Raw genomic sequence first — 16,037 nt, forward strand, 5'->3', positions numbered from 1 at the left:
ACCCGCCGATGACGAACGGCAGAAGTCATCGCCCGAACGGCGCCGCGCCGACCGCTCGCGTGAAATGCGTCACGCGCCCGCGCCGCCCTGCTCTGCTGCACAATGCGCACCGGACATCACACGCCCTCTCTTCATGACGACGCCCGACCACGCCACCGCCGGCAAGCTGACCGAACATCCGCTGCGCTACAAGCTGAACAACGAACTGCACGCGCGCCCGCCGGTGCCGGTCGCGCATCCGCAACTGGTGTCCTATGTGGCGCTGATGCATGACGGCGTGCGCGAGGACGACGAAATTCGTCACCTGCAGGCATTGGCTGACGCCTACGCGCGCCCGCTGCCGCTGGCCGAAGGCGGCCACCTGCAGCTCGATCTCGGCGACTTCAAGCTGAAGTGGGAGCGCCACAACGAGTTCTCGAGCTACGCCTTCTTCCGCACGCCATCGGACGGTGAGGACTGCGCCCGTGGCGCGCTGGCCTCGGTGCCGGCGCACTGGTTCGACGGCCTGCCGGGTTCGCTGATGGTGGCCACCCATATCGAATTGCGCTCCACGGCCGAACTGCCGCCGCGCAGCGTGATGGACAGGCTGATCGCCAGCGGGCGGCAGGCGGTCGGCGCCCAGGTGTCGGACGGTGCCGCCTGGGTGTTCACCGACTTCATGCTGACCGACGGCTGGTCGCGCTACACGGTGCTCGACGAGCGGCTGACGCCGCGGCAGGCCGGGCGCACCGTACAGCGGCTGCTGGAGATCGAGACCTACCGCATCATCGCCCTGCTCGCCTTTCCGGTGGCCAAGGACGTCGGTCGCCTGCTCGGTCGCGCCGAGGGCGAACTGGCCAATCTGATGGACGGCATGGGCAGCGCATCCAGCGCCGAGGACGAACGCAGCGTGCTGTCGCACTTGACGCGCCTCGCGGCAGAAGTCGAGCACTCGGTCGCGCGCACCACCTTCCGCTTCGGCGCTGCCCAGGCCTACTACCGGCTGGTACGGAGCCGCATCGCCGAACTGCGCGAACAGCGCATCGAAGGCTTCCCGACCATAGGCGAGTTCATGGACCGCCGGCTTGCGCCGGCGATCTCCACCTGTGAGGCGATCGCCCGACGCCAGGACGATCTGTCCGGCCGGGTCGCGCGCAATTCACAACTGCTGCGTACCCGGGTCGACATCGAACTGCAGCGGCAGAACCAGGAACTGCTGGCGCAGATGAACCGGCGCGCGCGTCTGCAGTTGCGCCTGCAGGAAACAGTCGAAGGGCTGTCCATCGTCGCCATCACCTATTACGCCTCGCAACTGGTGCAGTACCTCGCGAAGGGCGTGAAGCATCTGCTGCCGCTGAGCCCGGAGGCGATCACCGCGATCTCGATTCCGCTCATCGCCGGTCTTGTCGCGCTCGGCCTGCGGCGCATGCGCCGCAAGCTCGCGGCGGAAGAAGGCGCGCACTGAGCGACCGCCCCTGAATCGATGAGCTGTGACCGAGCCGGTCACGGCACCCACTGCCGGCGATGCGCTCGGCATCGGTGCGCGCGCACCGACGGTGTGCGTCGTGCAGCGGTCGACGTGACCTTTTCCGCGCAGGAATGCAGAAGGTGACGGGTGGCCTGCCTCTTGCATGAGCGCGCACATGAATACGCTCACGCTTCCAGACCCGACCGCGCAGGCACCCGTCCGCCTGCGTCTCCCGCTCTCGACTTCGCTGCACAGCGCGCTTGCCATCGTGCTCGCCTTTGCCGCCGGCTGGCTCGCCAGCCTGTCGGGCTGGGCGACAACCGCTGCGCTGCCGGCGCTCGCTGCAAGCGTGTTCTGCCTGGCGCTGCAACGCCGACGCGAGGCACGCGCGCAACAGGCGCTCACCCGCTTCGCCATGGCGCTCGAAAGCGGTGACCTGACCGCCCGTCTGCAGCCCGGCAGCATCGACGCCCCGGCGCTGCTGGAAAGCATGAACAGCATGGCGCGCTCGTTCGTCCGGCTGATGACTCGACTGTCGCGCGCGGTACGCGAGCTGGAGCACTCGGCGCGCGAGAGCAGCGCCAACGCCCAGGCCGGCGACAACGGTGTGCGCTCGCAGCGCGAAGTCACCGTCGGGTCGGCCGCGACGCTTGAACAGCTGTCGACCAGTCTCGCCCTCAGTTCCGAACAGGCGGGCGACGCCGCCGCAATGGCGCGTGCCGCACATGAGGCGGCCGGCGACGGGATGCGCACCGGCAGACAGCTGGGCCATCGCATGGATGACATCGCCGCCGACATGCAGACGGCCGGTGAGCGCATGACCGGGCTCGACGCCTGCTCGATCGACATCGGTGGCATCGTCGGCACCATCGCCTCGATCGCCGAAAAGACCAATCTGCTGGCACTCAATGCAGCGATCGAGGCAGCGCGCGCGGGTGAGGCCGGACGCGGCTTCGCCGTGGTGGCCGACGAAGTAGGCAAGCTGGCCGGCCTGACCCGCCAGGCCACCGACGAGGTTCAGGCGCTGATCGAGCGCCTGCAGGGAGAAGTGTCGGCGGTCAGCCAGGCATTGCGCACCGCCGGTGACGAAGTCGCGCAGGGCGCGGCCGACACGGCCACGGTGCTCGCCGGCCTGCAGCACATCGCCGCCCAGATCGACACCACGCTGCACGCGGCGACCGAGATCGCCCAGGCCAGCATCGAACAGAGCCGCGCCGCCGAGGCCTTGGCGCGCGACGTCGAACAGGTCGCCGACCTCGCCGAACGGAACGAGCACCTGGTGCATGACAACCAGGAACTGTCGGGCTATCTCGAACAGATGGCCGGACAGCTCGGCGACACGCTCAAAACCTACCGCTTCGAGCCGACATGCTGAACGCGCTCCTGATTTCCTCTGTGCTGGTCGTCGCCCTGGCGCTGCTGTCCTGGCACCGTCGCCGAACGGCCTCGCTGACTGCGCATACGGCATTGCGCGCGCTCGACGACTGTGCGCTGCTGCTGCAGCTGGTGCGCACGCTGCAACAGCACCGCGGCATGAGCGTCGCGTGGCTGGCCGGCGATGCCAGCTTCGCCCCGCAGCTGCGGCAACGACAGCAGGAGATCGATCGCTGCATCGCGGCGCTCGACGGCACCGTGCGCGCCGAGGAGGCGATGCCGCGTGCCTGTCTCACCCACAACGAACTGATGGTGTTCCGCTTCCAGTGGCGCGAACTGATCGAGCTGCTCGGCAGTGGCGAACTGTTGCCCGAACAGAGCCTGAGCCGCCACGGCCAACTGGTGTCGCGTGCGCTGGAGTGGCTGGACGCGCTGGGCGAAAGTCGGGTCGAACTGGGCGCGGCCGGTCGCGTCGATTCGGGCCGCGTACGCAACCACGTCGCGAGTCTGCCGGCGCTGGCCGAATACCTCGGTCAGGCCCGCGCCATCGGCACCGGCGTCGCGTCGCGCGGTCAGTGCGCGCCGGTGGCGCGCGTACGCCTGATGTTCCTCGCCGCACGCATCGAGGCGCTGGTCCGGCAGGCACTGGCTGCGGCCGACGGCAGCCGCGCCGCGATCGAGGCCGGACGCACTGTGGGCAGCATGATGACAACATTGCGCCGCAATCTGCTGGGCGAGACAGGCGGTATCACCGCCCAGGTCTGGTTCGCCGAAGCGACCCGCGCCATCGATAGCGTGTATGCGTGGGTCGATGAATGCGGTGTTGAACTGAGGCGGGAACTGCAGGCGCCGACTCCGCTGCTGCGGGCCACCATGGCGGCGCACTGAGGTTCGTGCGCCAGGACAGGCCGCGGATGTGCGCCACGCGCCCGTCGGCACCTTGATCAGGCGCGCTTTTCTGCGGGAGCGGCCTTTGGCCGCGACGAGGCAGATACAGATCGCCGGGTTTGGTTCAGGCATCTGTCGCGTTACGAGACTGCTTCCGCAGAACTCGCTAATCCAGCTCTCTCAGGCGCGCGAATGCCTCTTCCAGCCGCTCCACGGGTATGACGGTCAGCCCTTCGATCGCCTGTTTCGGTGCGTTGGCGCGCGGAATGAGGGCGTGCGTGAAGCCGAGCTTGGCGGCTTCGCGCAGGCGTTCCTGACCGCGCGGCGCGGGCCGGATTTCGCCGGCAAGGCCCACTTCGCCGAAGGCGATCAGTTTGGCTGGCAGCGGCCGGTTCTTCAGCGACGACACGATGGCCAGCAGCACGGCCAGATCGCCCGCCGGTTCGCCGATCTTGACGCCACCCACCGCATTGACGAACACGTCCTGGTCGGCGCAGGTGACACCTGCGTGCCGGTGCAGCACCGCCAGCAGCATGGCCAGGCGTGCGCTGTCGAGACCGACGGTGAGCCGGCGCGGATTGCCGTGCGCACTATCGACCAGCGCCTGTATCTCGACCAGCAGTGGTCGTGTGCCTTCCTGCGTCACCAGTACGCAGGAACCCGGCACCGGCTGCGCGTGCTGCGACAGGAACAGCGCCGACGGATTCGACACGCCGCGCAGCCCGCGCTCGGTCATCGCGAACACGCCCAGTTCATTGACCGCGCCGTAGCGGTTCTTGAAGGCGCGGACCAGGCGGAAGCTCGATCCGGTCTCGCCTTCGAAATAGAGCACCGTATCGACGATGTGCTCGAGCACGCGCGGCCCCGCCAGCGTGCCTTCCTTGGTCACGTGACCGACCAGGATGAGGCTGTGCCCGGCCTGTTTGGCCGCACGCGTGAGCTGGGCCGCGCATTCGCGCACCTGGGCGACCGAACCGGGCGCCGACGTGAGCTGTTCGGAATAGACGGTCTGGATCGAGTCGATCACCACCACGCGCGGTCGCGTATCGTTCAGCGCGGCGCCGATCTTTTCCAGATTGATTTCGGCCAGCAGCTGCATGCCGGCCGGGTCGAGCGCCAGCCGCTGCGCGCGCAGCGCCACCTGTTCGCCCGATTCCTCGCCGGTCACGTAGAGCGCCGGCACGCGCGGCGCGAGCTGGGCCAGCGCCTGCAGCAGCAGCGTCGATTTGCCGATGCCGGGGTCGCCACCGATCAGCACCACGCCGCCCGGTACCAGGCCGCCGCCCAGCACACGGTCGAACTCGTCCAGCCCCGTGGGCAGCCGCGGCTCTTCGCGCGGCCGGATGTCGGCCAGCGCCTGTACCTTCGCGGTACCGGCCAGCGAGGCAAAGCGATGCGCGCCGGTGCCCTGCTCCGGCACCGTTTCGACCAGTGAATTCCAGGCCTTGCAGTCGGCGCACTGGCCGGCCCACTTCGGGCTGACCGCACCGCATTCATTGCAGACGTAACTCGTTTTCGGCTTTGCCATCGAGGTCAGCGGGCCAGCGCGACGGTCGGCTGCGGCTCGTTCAGTTCGGCCGTACCGATCTCAACCGCCGGCACGCGCAGGGCCAGCGCGCACACCAGTTCATAATTGACGGTACCCGCGCGCAGGGCGACTTCGTCCAGCGATACATGCTCGCCCCACAGTTCGACCACGCTGCCGAGGCCGGCTTGCGGGATGTCGGTCAGGTCGACGGCGATCATGTCCATCGACACCCGGCCGACCAGCCGGCTGCGCACACCATCGACCGCCACTGGCGTGCCGCTCGGCGCGTGACGCGGGTAGCCGTCGGCGTAGCCGCAGGCCACGGTGCCGACGCGCATCGAACGCTCGGCGGTGAACATGCCGCCGTAGCCGACGCGGTCACCCGGTTGCAGGTGCTGCACCGCGATGACTCGCGCCTCGAAGCGCATGACCGGCTTCAGGCCGATGTCGGCTGCCGTGGCGTGGGCCGTGGCCGGGCTGGCGCCGTACAGCAGGATGCCGGGGCGCACCCAGTCGGCGTGCGTCTGCGGGAAGCGCAGCAAGGCCGCCGAATTCGCCATCGACACCGGACCGTCGAACTGGGCGGCCAGCGGTGCGAAACGCGCGAACTGGGCATCGACACCGCGCTCGCCGTCGGCGTCGGCAAAATGGGTCATCAGGCCGATCTGCCCCGCGTGCGGCCAGGCGCGCAGGCGCGCTAGTGCGGCCGGCACCTGGGCCGGCGTAATGCCGAGCCGGTTCATGCCGGTGTTCACCTTGAGGAAGAGCGGAATGCGCGCGCCGGTCGGTAGTTGCGCCGATTCGAGCCAGTCGAGTTGTTCCAGCGTGTGCACCACGGTGGACAACTTGCGCGCCGCGATTTCCGGCAGGTCCTTGGCGCCGAAGAAACCTTCGAGCAGCAGGATGGGCTGCGCGATGCCCGCCTCGCGCAGGCGGACGGCGTCCTCGAGGTCGAGCAGCGCGAAGCCGTCGGCCAGCGTCGCCAGGCCGCGCGCGATGCGCATGATGCCGTGACCGTAGGCGTTGGCCTTGATCACGGCCCACATCTTGGCGCCGCCGGCAAGCTCGCGCGTGCGCAGGTAGTTGTGGCGCAGCGCATCGAAATCGATGCAGGCGTGGATGGGACGGAAAAGCGGAAAGGGTTCGGTGTAGTGCGGGCGCGACATGAGGGGCGTTCGGAGGGAACTGCGAGCTGCGAAGCCCCGGATTGTACTATCGGCGCTGCGACAGCCGGGTTGCCGCGAACTCGCCGAACTGTTTCGCCATATAAGTACGGAAGCGTTCGGACGGGTACAGCAGCGTCATGTGCCGTACCAGCCGCGGGCGCAGCGGCACCGCCACCAGCAGTCCGAGACTGGTTTCGTGGCGGATGGCGGCCTGCGACAGGATGGCGTAGGCCAGCCCGCGCTCGAGCACGCCCTTGACCGAGGACAGGCGGTCGAGCTCGAACGCCAGTGGCAGCTTGGCCGGATCGACGCCGCCGCGCGACAGGTAGTTCTCGAGCAGCGCACGTACGCTGCCCGCGTCGCGCCCGGCACAGGGATGCAGCAGCAGGTGTTCGGGTGTCACTTCCTTCAGCTTGGCGAGCGGGAAGTCGGGCGAACAGACGACCACCAGCTCGTCCTCGGCACAGGGTTCGACCATCACCTGCGAGCCGCCGCGCCCGAGGCCTTCGACGATGCCGATGTCGAGCACGCGCTGGTCCACCATGTCCTCGATCACATCAGGGTTGTCGACGGTCAGGCGCGGCACCACGTTCGGATGGGCGATGCGGAATTCCGCCAGCACCGGCGGCAGATGGTATTCGGCGACGGTGGGCGTGGCGCCGATCAGCAGGTGGCCGCGCAGGTCGGTGGCCATCGCCTGCAGTTCGTTCTCGAGATTGGCGAACAGGTCGAGGATGCGGTCGGCGTAGTCCTTCACCTTGACGCCTTCGGGCGTCAGCGACACGCGGCCGTGGGCGCGCTCGAATAGCCGGGTGCCGAAATGCTCCTCCAGCTGCTTGATCTGGAAAGTGACCGCAGGCTGGGTCATCTGCAGCAGTTCCGCCGCGCGCGTGAACGACATCTGGCTCGCTGCTGCGTGAAAGACTTCCAGCCTTCTATCGGGCATTTTTCCCTCTATATAAGTGACGCCTGCCCTCGTGGTTATAGACCAAGTCGGGGTTGGCGGGTAAACCAAAATGCGTCAGTGGACGCGATGCGACAGCAGCGCTACGGATGCCGAAATCGTGTTGCGGCGCGACAGGATACGCTTTGTGACACGAAGCGCGGGGGCGGCAAGGGCGTCAAGGGGTTCATGGTATAAAGGCGCACTTTTTTCGCCCGGCCGGCGGCCTGATTCGGCTGCAGACGTTCGATGCCTTTCGGCTTCTACATCATCATGGCGGCGCAGTTCTTTTCCGCGCTCGCCGACAATGCCCTGCTGGTCGTTGCCATCTATCTGCTGAAGGACATGCAGGCGCCGGGCTGGCAGATTCCGCTGCTCAAGCTGTTCTTCACCATTTCCTACGTGGCGCTGGCCGCTTTCGTCGGCGCCTTCGCCGACTCGATGCCGAAGCGGCGGGTCATGTTCATCAGCAACATGATCAAGGTGGGCGGCTGCGCGCTGATGTTTGGCTGGGTGCACCCGCTGTTTGCCTACGCCGTCGTCGGTCTTGGCGCGGCCGCCTATTCGCCGGCCAAGTACGGCATCCTGACCGAGTACCTGCCGCACCGTCTGCTGGTCGTCGCCAACGGCTGGATCGAAGGCCTGACGGTCGGCGCCATCATCCTCGGCGTGCTGATGGGCGGATTGCTGATCGATCCGTCGCTGAGCGCGCGCCTGCTTGCCATCGACCTGCCGCTGATCGACACCGGCCTGGACACCACGGTCGAGGTCAGTCTGATCATCGTCGGCGGACTGTACGCACTTGCAGCATTCTTCAACCTCTACATTCCGGACACCGGTGTACCGATGAAGCCGCTGCACGCCAGCCCGGTCGCACTGCTCGGCGACTTCAGCCGCTGTTTCACCGGTCTGTGGCGGGACAAGCTGGGGCAGATTTCGCTGGCGGTGACCACGCTGTTCTGGGGAGCGGGCGCCACGCTGCAGTTCATCGTGATCGACTGGGCCGACCGCGCACTCGGCATGGGTCTGTCCCAAGCATCCAAGCTGCAGGGCGTGGTGGCGGTGGGCATTGCCATCGGCGCGGTGATGGCAGCGCGCCGCATTTCCCTGCGCGCCTCGGTACGGGTGATTCCGCTCGGCATCGCGATGGGCGTACTGGTGCCGCTGATGGTGCTGGTGAGCAATCTGTGGCTGGCGGTACCGCTGCTGGTGCTGATCGGCGCCTGTGCAGGTTTCTTCGTGGTGCCGATGAATGCGCTGCTGCAGCACCGCGGTCACATGCTGATGGGTGCCGGCAATTCGATCGCCGTGCAGAACTTCAACGAAAACCTGTCCATCCTGATCATGACCGGGCTCTACGCCGCGCTGCTGGCGGCCGGCCTGTCGGTCTACATCGTCATGATCCTGTTCGGCGCTTTCGTCGCGGCGACCATGTACGCGGTGCGCAAATGGCACCACGCAAATCAACGCCGGCACGACGACGTCGCGCAGCTGGACGACGGCGCAATCCACTGACCGGCGCCGTCGGATCGCAGTCTAGGGTCTGTTGCCATTGAATCGCCGGGCGCGCGATTCAATGTCAGCTGACCCTAGCCGCGCGGCACCCAGGCACCGTCGTCACGACGACAGGCCGTCCCTTTCGACGTATCGCTGCGACCGTTCGCCTCGCCGCGCAGCGTGTAGCTGCGACAGCCCTCCCCGCTTGCCTTGCCCGGCGTCAGCGTGTAACTCACGCCTTCCGACAGCCAGCGCACCGGCTTGCCATTGTCGGCCAGTTCGAGTGCGTGACCGATGCAGGCGCGGTCCGCCTCGTCGAGGTCACGGCCGATGCGGGCACCGATCAGCGCGCCTATCGTGGTGCCGAGCACGATGGCAACAAGGCGGCTGTCGCGGTCCGATACCGCCGAGCCGACCAGACCACCCACCGTCCCGCCAAGTGCCGCGCCGACCGCTTCGCGGTTGCAACGGCCGGAGCGGACTCCGTAGTCGTCGTTCCACTTGTAGCCGGTATAGCCGACGTAGTGCGGATCGTTCTTCTTGCGCCAGCCGTGCGCCGGCGCATGGGCCGGCGGCTGGGCAAGAATCGGCGCTGCAAACGCGGTCAGACTGAGGGCGATCGCGAAGTTTCTGAGGGTGGACACGTGGGGACTCCGGATGAAAGTGGCGCGATGCTAGCGCCGGCCTGATACCGACGCTGTCAGACGACGCTGGCACGCGCGAAGCACAGATCTTCCCAGGCCCGCGCCTTGTCCTGCGGGTTACGCAGCAGATAGGCGGGATGGTAGGTCACCACCACCGGAACGCCCTTGCGCTGGAACAGACGGCCACGCGCAGCGGCAATCTTGATCTCGCCGCCGAGCAGCGTCTGTGCGGCAGGCCGGCCGAGCGCGACGATGATGCGCGGCCGGATCAGTTCGATCTGGCGATCCAGATAGGGGTGACAGGTCGCGATCTCGTCCGCCTCGGGTGTGCGATTGCCTGGCGGCCGGCATTTCACCGCGTTGGCGATGTAGACCTTGTGGCCGCGCGCCAGCCCGAGTGAGGCCAGCATCGCATCGAGCAGCTTGCCGGCCTGGCCGACGAAGGGCTCGCCGCGCGCGTCCTCTTCCGCGCCCGGCCCCTCGCCGACGAACAGCCAGTCGGCTTCGCGGTCGCCCACGCCGGGCACCGCCTGCGTGCGACGCTCGCTCAGGCGGCAGGCCTGGCAGGCGCGAATGCGCTGTTCCAGTTCGTCCCAACCCAGGCCCTCGGCCGACACGGTAGTGGATGGCGCAGCGACCGGCGTCACCACGGGCGCGACAGGTCGCGCAGGGGCAGCGTCGACGCGCACCGGAGCGGCCGGCGGCTGTGCCTCGACCGGTGCCTGTGCGTTCGGCAGTGCCTCCACCGTGGTCAGCTGCGGCGACGGCGAAGCGCGATCGCGCCACAGCGGTGCGATGCCCATTTCGCGCAGTATCGAATCGCGGCGGCTCATCGCGGTGACCTCATTGCATCCATGTGTCGTCCAGTTCTGCGCTCATCACGATGGCGTCCTCGCGACCGTCCAGCGCCGGGTAATAGCGTGGGCGCCGCCCTATCGGCTGAAAGCCGGTGCGCTCGTACAACGCGCGCGCGGCCACGTTGGACGGCCTGACTTCGAGAAACATGCGTGCCGCACCATGGCTCATCGCCTCGCGGCCAAGGTGAGCGAGCAGTCGCCGACCGAGCCCGTGGCACTGATATTCGCGTGCCACGCTGAGATTCAGCAGATGGGCCTCGTCGAGCACGCACATCATGACCGCGTAGCCCGCCATCGAGCGCCCCTGCCACATGACGCGGCAGCAGTAACCGGCACTCAGGGAGTCGGCGAAATTGACGCGCGTCCACGGGAAATCGAACAGCGTGCGCTCGATGCGTGCCACCTCGTCGAGGTCTTCGTCGCGCATCGGCGCGAACGAAGTAACCGTGCCGAAGCTGACGCCCGCCGCCGCCATCAAGCGCGGCCTCCCGCGGCCAGTCGTTCGGCCGTGGTCTGGGCCACCTTGTCGCGCACATACAGCGGCGCCGCCAGCGCTGCATCGACGGACAGCCCCGCGGCCAACCGGATCGCCCCGAGCCGGGCGATATCGCGCGCATGCACCGCGGCGGTGGCATCGATCGAGGCGAGATCCGCCGTCCACGCCAGTTGAGCAAGCGGTGCCAGTGCGAAACCGCTGCCGCAACCGTTCCAGTGCGCCGGGCCGTCCGGCGGTGGCGGCAGGCTGTCGGGCGGTCCGACCCGGATGTCGGTGCGCGCCTCGACCTGCCCGCCCCGCACCTCGCAGGCCACGCTATAGACCTCGCTCATGCGCGCATCGACGCAACACAGATGCAGCCCGTCGCCACGTCCCAGCGCGAGCGCATCGAGCGTCGGCACCGGCACCAGCGGCAGCCCGGCGCCGAGCGCCAGTCCTTGCGCCACCGACACGGCCAGCCGCAGGCCGGTGAAGCTGCCCGGGCCGGCGCTGAATGCGATCGCATCGAGCTGGTTCAGCGTCAGGCCCGCCTCGTCCAGCAGTTCGCCCACCCAGCCGAGGATGAACTGCGCATGGGTGCCCGGTGTTCCCCCTTCCCTCGACAACATGCGGTCATCGAGGCGCAGCGCGACGGAGGCGATTTCAGCGGACGTTTCGAGAGCAAGCAGTTTCATGCAGTGCAGCAACCGGGGGCAAAGGCGAATTGTAGGGGCTTCTGTTGCCTGCGGCGCGGGCGGATACTTCAAGTTCGACGCGGGTACCGCCGTTACACCTGACTGTGCCCCAGAGTCCGGAGTCCGTCACACCTCATGTTCCTGCCGACCGAAGTCCTCGACAAGATGCGCGTGGTCATCGCCGACGCGAATCAGGTCGTGCGTACCTGGGTGCGCACGCAGCTGTCGCAGGCGGGCGTCAAGCACGTGGGCATGGCCGGCAGCTCGGCCGACCTGCTGCGGCAATGCTCGGCAGCTACGCCCGACGTCGTGCTGTGTGACTACAACTTCGGTGAGAAGCAGGACGGATTGCGGGTGCTCGAAGAACTGCGCCTGAACGACATCCTGCCGCTGTCCTCGGTCTTCATGATCGTGACCGGAGAGCGCGTCCGCAAGCGCGTCGTTGCGGCCGCAGAATTCGCGCCCGACGACTACCTGCTCAAGCCCTTCACGTCCGGTCAGCTCGGCGAACGTCTGGTCAAGGCGGTCGAAAAGAAGCACGCGCTGAAGTCGATCTACGAACAGATGGCGGCGCGCAATCTGGAAGCGCTGATAGAAGAGTGCGACAAGGTGCTCGCCAGCCAGCCGCGTTACTCGATGGACGCGCTGCGCATCCGGGCCGAGGCCTTGATCGCCCTGGGTCGCCTCGACGAAGCCACCGAGATCTACAAGGCGGTGATGGCCCGCAACACCGTGCCCTGGGCGCGCATCGGTTATGCCATGGTGCTGCGCGAACGTGGCGACGTGGCGGAGGCCGCACGCCACGCTGCCGAGATCAACGAGGAATTTCCCGAGTTCATGGGCGTGTACGACTTCCTCGGCGAACTGCACGAACGCAATGGCGAACTCGAACAGGCGCGCACCTATTACGAGCGCGCTGACTCGATCGCGCCGGACAATCTCCGCCGGCTTCGCAGCATCGGCGAGATCTGTCTCGAGTCCGGTGAAGTCGAGCGCGCGGCAAGCGTGATGCGCCGCGTGGTCGACCGTACCGAGGGAACGTCACTGGCCAGCGCCGAGGACCATCTGACGCTGATCAAAAGCCTGATCGAACTGCCCGACGCGGCTGAGGAACTGAATGCCCGCTTCGAAACGATGCGCGGTCTGCTCGGCGGCAGCGAAACGGCGGCAGTGCTGTCGGACGTGGTCGAGGCGCGCATGCTGTCGCAGCGCGGCGACGAGGGCGGCGCGCGCGAAGCGATCAACCGTGCGCTGCAGACGCACGCGCGCCTCAGCAAACCGGACATGCTGGCGACCAGCGAACTGGCCGAAGCCTGTTTCGCCACCAACAACGAGGAAGCCGCAGCCGGTCTGGTCGACAAGATCGAAGCGGCCGGCGGTACGGTATCGAACCGCCTGAAACGCCAGAACGCGCGCTCGGCCCGCGAGCGCGCGCAGGCGGCCGCTGCACATCTGGCCGAGGAAAGCGCGGCCGGCCCCGACCTCGACCACGTCGACGCCGAACTGGCTCGACTGGCCGAACTGATCAGGCAGCTCGACCCGCACTGGGACGACGCTTTGGCCGAGGACGCGCGCAACATCCTGATCGATGTGTTTACACTCGCCCCGCGCGAGCGCCGCGTGATCGACGCGCACATCCAGTACAACCGCGTTGCGCAGAAGCACGGCTACGACCGGCACAAGCCGACCGCCCGCGCCGTCTGATCGCGCCTCAGGCGTGCAGCAATCCGTGCAGCGCCGGCGTCGCCGTCAAGGCGGCAACCGGACTGACGCCGAGCCAGTCGCGCGCGATCGATGCATAGACCGACCTGAAGTCGACCGCCGGCACGAAGGCGCCGCGTGCATCGAGCGCATCGAAGCTCAATTCGCGGCCATGCAGTCCGCCGACGACGCGACCGCCGGTGAGCAGCTGGATGCCGGCATTGCCGTGGTCGGTGCCGGCGCTCAGATTTTCGTGCGCCAGTCGCCCGAACTCGCTGCGCGTGAGGACCAGCGTATCGCGCCAGCGCCCCATCGCGCTCAGCGCGCTGCGCAGCGCCGTCATCGACGCGGCGAGCGAAGCCAGCAAAGGGGCGTGGGCCGAAGGCTGGTTCTCGTGCGTATCGAAGCCATCGAGGGCCACCCGCACCACCGCGGCATCCGAGCCGGACAGCAGTTCGGCGCAGGCCTGCGCCAGTGCGCATCCGAGCACGTCCTGCGGAAAGCCGAAGCGCCCGGCGACATTCTCCGGATATTCGTCGGCCAGTCGGCGGCAGCGCGGCAAGCCGTGTACAGGTCCCGGCAGGTCGGACGACACCGTCAAGGCCTGCGTCGCCGCGTGGCGGACGCCGTCGTGCAACGACAGGCAGCGCGCCAGCCAGCCGGTCTGCAGCGGCGCGTCTTCGAGCAGGGCGCTGTCGAGAATTTCGGTCGCACGATGGTGCGACACGCTGCCGCCGGTACAGCCCACGCCCTGCACCAGCGCAAGCTCACCGGCATCCCACAACGGCATCAGCGGACGCAGTGACGGATGCAGGGCCTGACCCGGTGCGATCGGCAGCACCGTGCGCCGGTCGAGTGCAATGGTCGGACGGGCGCGGTAGTAGGCGGGGTCGGTGTGCGGTGCCAGCGTATTCAGCGCGTCGTTGCCGCCGACCAGGTCGATCAGGAACAGAAGTCGTGGAGCGGGCGCAGGTTCGCTTGCGCGAAGTTCGCTGGCCAGTGCCAGCGAGGCGCTTCCGGCGGTCAGCAGAAAATGCCTACGGTCCATTCAGGCTCCCGAAAACAAAAGACCTGCCCCTGGGGGCAGGTCGCAATGCCGCTGCGCGGCAACCCACGAAGAGGAGGTGTGGGCCGAAAACTGCTGTAGCGGACAACGGGCGAAACTGGGAAAAGCGAAGCGGGAGGCCGAAGCCGGTCACGGCCGAGGTGCGTCGCGGTAGAGCTCGCGGGCCGCATCGCGGATGTCGCGTCGCAACTGACGACGTTCTTCAGGCGTCATCCGGTTTCCGCGCTGGTCACCGAAGTCGAGGCGCCGGACCGGGCTGGCTTCCTCGTCGAAACGGCGCATCGGCTGCAGCGTCGCCCCGGCCGGAATCACGCGCTCGAAGCGCTGCGGCTCGACGAAATCCCGACGCGCGCCCGCTTCACCGGGGCCTGCCAATGCCGGTGCCGATGCGAACAACACCGCACCCACACAGGACCCGGCAAGGATGCCGTACAGTCGCGAGCCGGCAAGGTCAGCACACTTCATCCGATTACGCTCCTCAAATCGCTAGTGTTCAACAGTCTCCAGAAGGCCGGCCGCGCCAGCCAACTGTGCGCCGTCGCCCGGATTGTAGAGGTAGCGACTGGAGCGGTGTAGCGCGTACTGCAGCAGCAGGTGCGAATCCGCAACACTGTCGCCCGCCGTCTCCGGTCTGTCGATCGCGGGGGCGGCTGCCTGAACGGCCGGCCCCACCCCTTCCGACGGCGTCTGTACAGCTGGCACAACCGCTGCCATGACGACGGCCGGTACAGCGCAAAGCACTGCCATGCCCATCAGTCTGCGTTTGCTCACCCCGTTGTCCCCCTGAAGCCCTGCGTCGATTACCTTGGACTCCATGCTGTGCAGCGGCTGTAAGCCTTATGTGTGGCGGCGGCAGCGCTTTGTAAGCGCGGGTAACGACCTTCTCGATGCGTTACATCCGCTCACGGCGCAATTGAATTGCGCCGATGCGCTCGGGTAGCATCGGTCCATGGAAGAAAAAAAACGCAAGATACTTGTCGTCGATGACGACGCCCGCCTGCGCGCGCTGCTCGAACGCTACCTCGGCGAACAGGGCTTCACGGTCAAGGCGGTAGCCGACAGCACGCAGATGGACCGCGCGCTGGCCCGTGAACTGTACGACCTGATGGTGCTCGACCTGATGCTGCCGGGCGAGGACGGACTGGCCATCTGCCGACGGCTGCGCGCTCAGGACAACACGATTCCGGTGGTCATGCTGACCGCCAAGGGTGACGAGGTCGACCGCATCGTCGGTCTCGAAATGGGCGCAGACGACTACCTGCCCAAGCCCTTCAACCCGCGGGAACTGGTCGCCCGCATCAACGCGGTGCTGCGCCGTCAGGCGCCGAAACCGCCGCCGGGCGCGCCGACTCTGGACGAACGCGTGGTGCGCTTCGGCCAGGTCGAGGTCAATCTGGCCGCACGTACGCTCACCCGCAACGGACAGGAGCAGGTGCTGACCACCGGCGAGTTCTCGCTGCTGCGCGTACTGCTCGAATCGCCGCGCGTGCCGCTGTCGCGCGACAAGCTGATGGAACTGGCGCGCGGCCGCGAGTACGACGCCTTCGACCGCTCGATCGACGTGCAGATGTCGCGTCTGCGCAAGCTGGTCGAGGACGATCCGGCCAAGCCGCGCTATCTGCAGACGGTATGGGGCTTCGGTTACGTGTTCGTGCCTGACGGCACCCGTCATGGCTGACGCCCTCCCCGGGCACGCGCCGAAGTGGTAAAGCGGGCACGTCGGCGCGGCAGCCTGACGCGCTGGACCGGACAGAAT

General features: G+C 67.6%; 16 protein-coding genes. 6 read left to right on the forward strand and 10 right to left on the reverse strand.

Annotated features, from left to right (window positions below; all coding sequences use genetic code 11):
* Positions 1-133 precede the first annotated feature (133 nt).
* From WDZ97_RS05245 to WDZ97_RS05255, 3 genes are all read left to right on the forward strand, one after another.
* On the forward strand, positions 134-1,444 hold the full coding sequence (locus WDZ97_RS05245; protein WP_425762023.1) for a DUF3422 family protein: 1,311 nt from the start codon (positions 134-136) through the stop codon (positions 1,442-1,444).
* 178 nt (positions 1,445-1,622) lie between these two features.
* Positions 1,623-2,822, forward strand: a complete 1,200-nt coding sequence (locus WDZ97_RS05250) for a methyl-accepting chemotaxis protein (protein WP_425762024.1) — start codon at positions 1,623-1,625, stop codon at positions 2,820-2,822.
* Entirely contained in the window at positions 2,816-3,709 is an 894-nt protein-coding gene (locus WDZ97_RS05255; protein ID WP_425762025.1) for a nitrate- and nitrite sensing domain-containing protein, read from the forward strand. The genes WDZ97_RS05250 and WDZ97_RS05255 overlap by 7 nt, the downstream gene beginning before the upstream one ends.
* A 166-nt stretch (positions 3,710-3,875) precedes the next feature.
* On the opposite strand, the gene radA is transcribed toward WDZ97_RS05255, so the two are convergent.
* From radA to WDZ97_RS05270, 3 genes are read right to left on the reverse strand one after another with little or no spacing between them, the layout of a single operon-like run.
* Positions 3,876-5,237, reverse strand: a complete 1,362-nt coding sequence (gene radA / locus WDZ97_RS05260) for a DNA repair protein RadA (protein ID WP_304003643.1) — start codon at positions 5,235-5,237, stop codon at positions 3,876-3,878.
* A gap of 5 nt (positions 5,238-5,242) precedes the next feature.
* Positions 5,243-6,403, reverse strand: coding sequence for an alanine racemase (gene alr / locus WDZ97_RS05265; protein WP_425762026.1), 1,161 nt, complete (start codon positions 6,401-6,403; stop codon positions 5,243-5,245).
* A 46-nt stretch (positions 6,404-6,449) separates the two neighbouring features.
* A complete protein-coding gene (locus tag WDZ97_RS05270) occupies positions 6,450-7,349 on the reverse strand; it encodes a LysR family transcriptional regulator (RefSeq protein WP_304003641.1) in 900 nt (299 codons plus the stop codon).
* Positions 7,350-7,595: 246 nt separating this feature from the next.
* Between WDZ97_RS05270 and lplT the strand changes: the two genes are divergently transcribed.
* On the forward strand, positions 7,596-8,861 hold the full coding sequence (lplT, locus tag WDZ97_RS05275; protein WP_304003640.1) for a lysophospholipid transporter LplT: 1,266 nt from the start codon (positions 7,596-7,598) through the stop codon (positions 8,859-8,861).
* Positions 8,862-8,935: 74 nt separating this feature from the next.
* On the opposite strand, the gene WDZ97_RS05280 is transcribed toward lplT, so the two are convergent.
* From WDZ97_RS05280 to tsaB, 4 genes are read right to left on the reverse strand one after another with little or no spacing between them, the layout of a single operon-like run.
* A complete protein-coding gene (locus WDZ97_RS05280; RefSeq protein ID WP_425762027.1) occupies positions 8,936-9,487 on the reverse strand; it encodes a glycine zipper domain-containing protein in 552 nt (183 codons plus the stop codon).
* 56 nt (positions 9,488-9,543) lie between these two features.
* On the reverse strand, positions 9,544-10,320 hold the full coding sequence (locus WDZ97_RS05285; protein WP_425762028.1) for a uracil-DNA glycosylase: 777 nt from the start codon (positions 10,318-10,320) through the stop codon (positions 9,544-9,546).
* A 10-nt stretch (positions 10,321-10,330) separates the two neighbouring features.
* Positions 10,331-10,819: a ribosomal protein S18-alanine N-acetyltransferase gene (gene rimI, locus WDZ97_RS05290; protein WP_304003689.1), complete on the reverse strand. Its 489-nt coding sequence runs from the start codon at positions 10,817-10,819 to the stop codon at positions 10,331-10,333.
* Complete coding sequence (gene tsaB / locus WDZ97_RS05295; protein ID WP_425762029.1) at positions 10,819-11,514, reverse strand: tRNA (adenosine(37)-N6)-threonylcarbamoyltransferase complex dimerization subunit type 1 TsaB; 696 nt, start codon at positions 11,512-11,514, stop codon at positions 10,819-10,821. Before tsaB ends, rimI begins: the two co-directional genes overlap by 1 nt.
* A 135-nt stretch (positions 11,515-11,649) precedes the next feature.
* Between tsaB and WDZ97_RS05300 the strand changes: the two genes are divergently transcribed.
* Complete coding sequence (locus tag WDZ97_RS05300; protein ID WP_304003635.1) at positions 11,650-13,218, forward strand: response regulator; 1,569 nt, start codon at positions 11,650-11,652, stop codon at positions 13,216-13,218.
* Positions 13,219-13,225: 7 nt separating this feature from the next.
* Here WDZ97_RS05300 and WDZ97_RS05305 read toward each other — a convergent pair whose 3' ends face one another.
* From WDZ97_RS05305 to WDZ97_RS05315, 3 genes are all read right to left on the reverse strand, one after another.
* On the reverse strand, positions 13,226-14,263 hold the full coding sequence (locus tag WDZ97_RS05305; RefSeq protein WP_425762030.1) for a DUF1501 domain-containing protein: 1,038 nt from the start codon (positions 14,261-14,263) through the stop codon (positions 13,226-13,228).
* Between the two features lie 147 nt (positions 14,264-14,410).
* A complete protein-coding gene (locus tag WDZ97_RS05310; RefSeq protein WP_425762031.1) occupies positions 14,411-14,746 on the reverse strand; it encodes a hypothetical protein in 336 nt (111 codons plus the stop codon).
* Between the two features lie 21 nt (positions 14,747-14,767).
* Positions 14,768-15,097, reverse strand: coding sequence for a hypothetical protein (locus tag WDZ97_RS05315; protein WP_425762032.1), 330 nt, complete (start codon positions 15,095-15,097; stop codon positions 14,768-14,770).
* Positions 15,098-15,230: 133 nt separating this feature from the next.
* Between WDZ97_RS05315 and ompR the strand changes: the two genes are divergently transcribed.
* Positions 15,231-15,959 carry a two-component system response regulator OmpR gene (gene ompR, locus WDZ97_RS05320; protein WP_019918306.1) on the forward strand — a complete coding sequence of 243 codons (729 nt, stop codon included), beginning with the start codon at positions 15,231-15,233 and terminating at the stop codon, positions 15,957-15,959.
* Positions 15,960-16,037 lie beyond the last annotated feature (78 nt).

It is taken from the genome of Methyloversatilis sp. MC4-4 (genome assembly GCF_049843555.1).
GTDB classification, from domain to species: domain Bacteria; phylum Pseudomonadota; class Gammaproteobacteria; order Burkholderiales; family Rhodocyclaceae; genus Methyloversatilis; species Methyloversatilis discipulorum_B.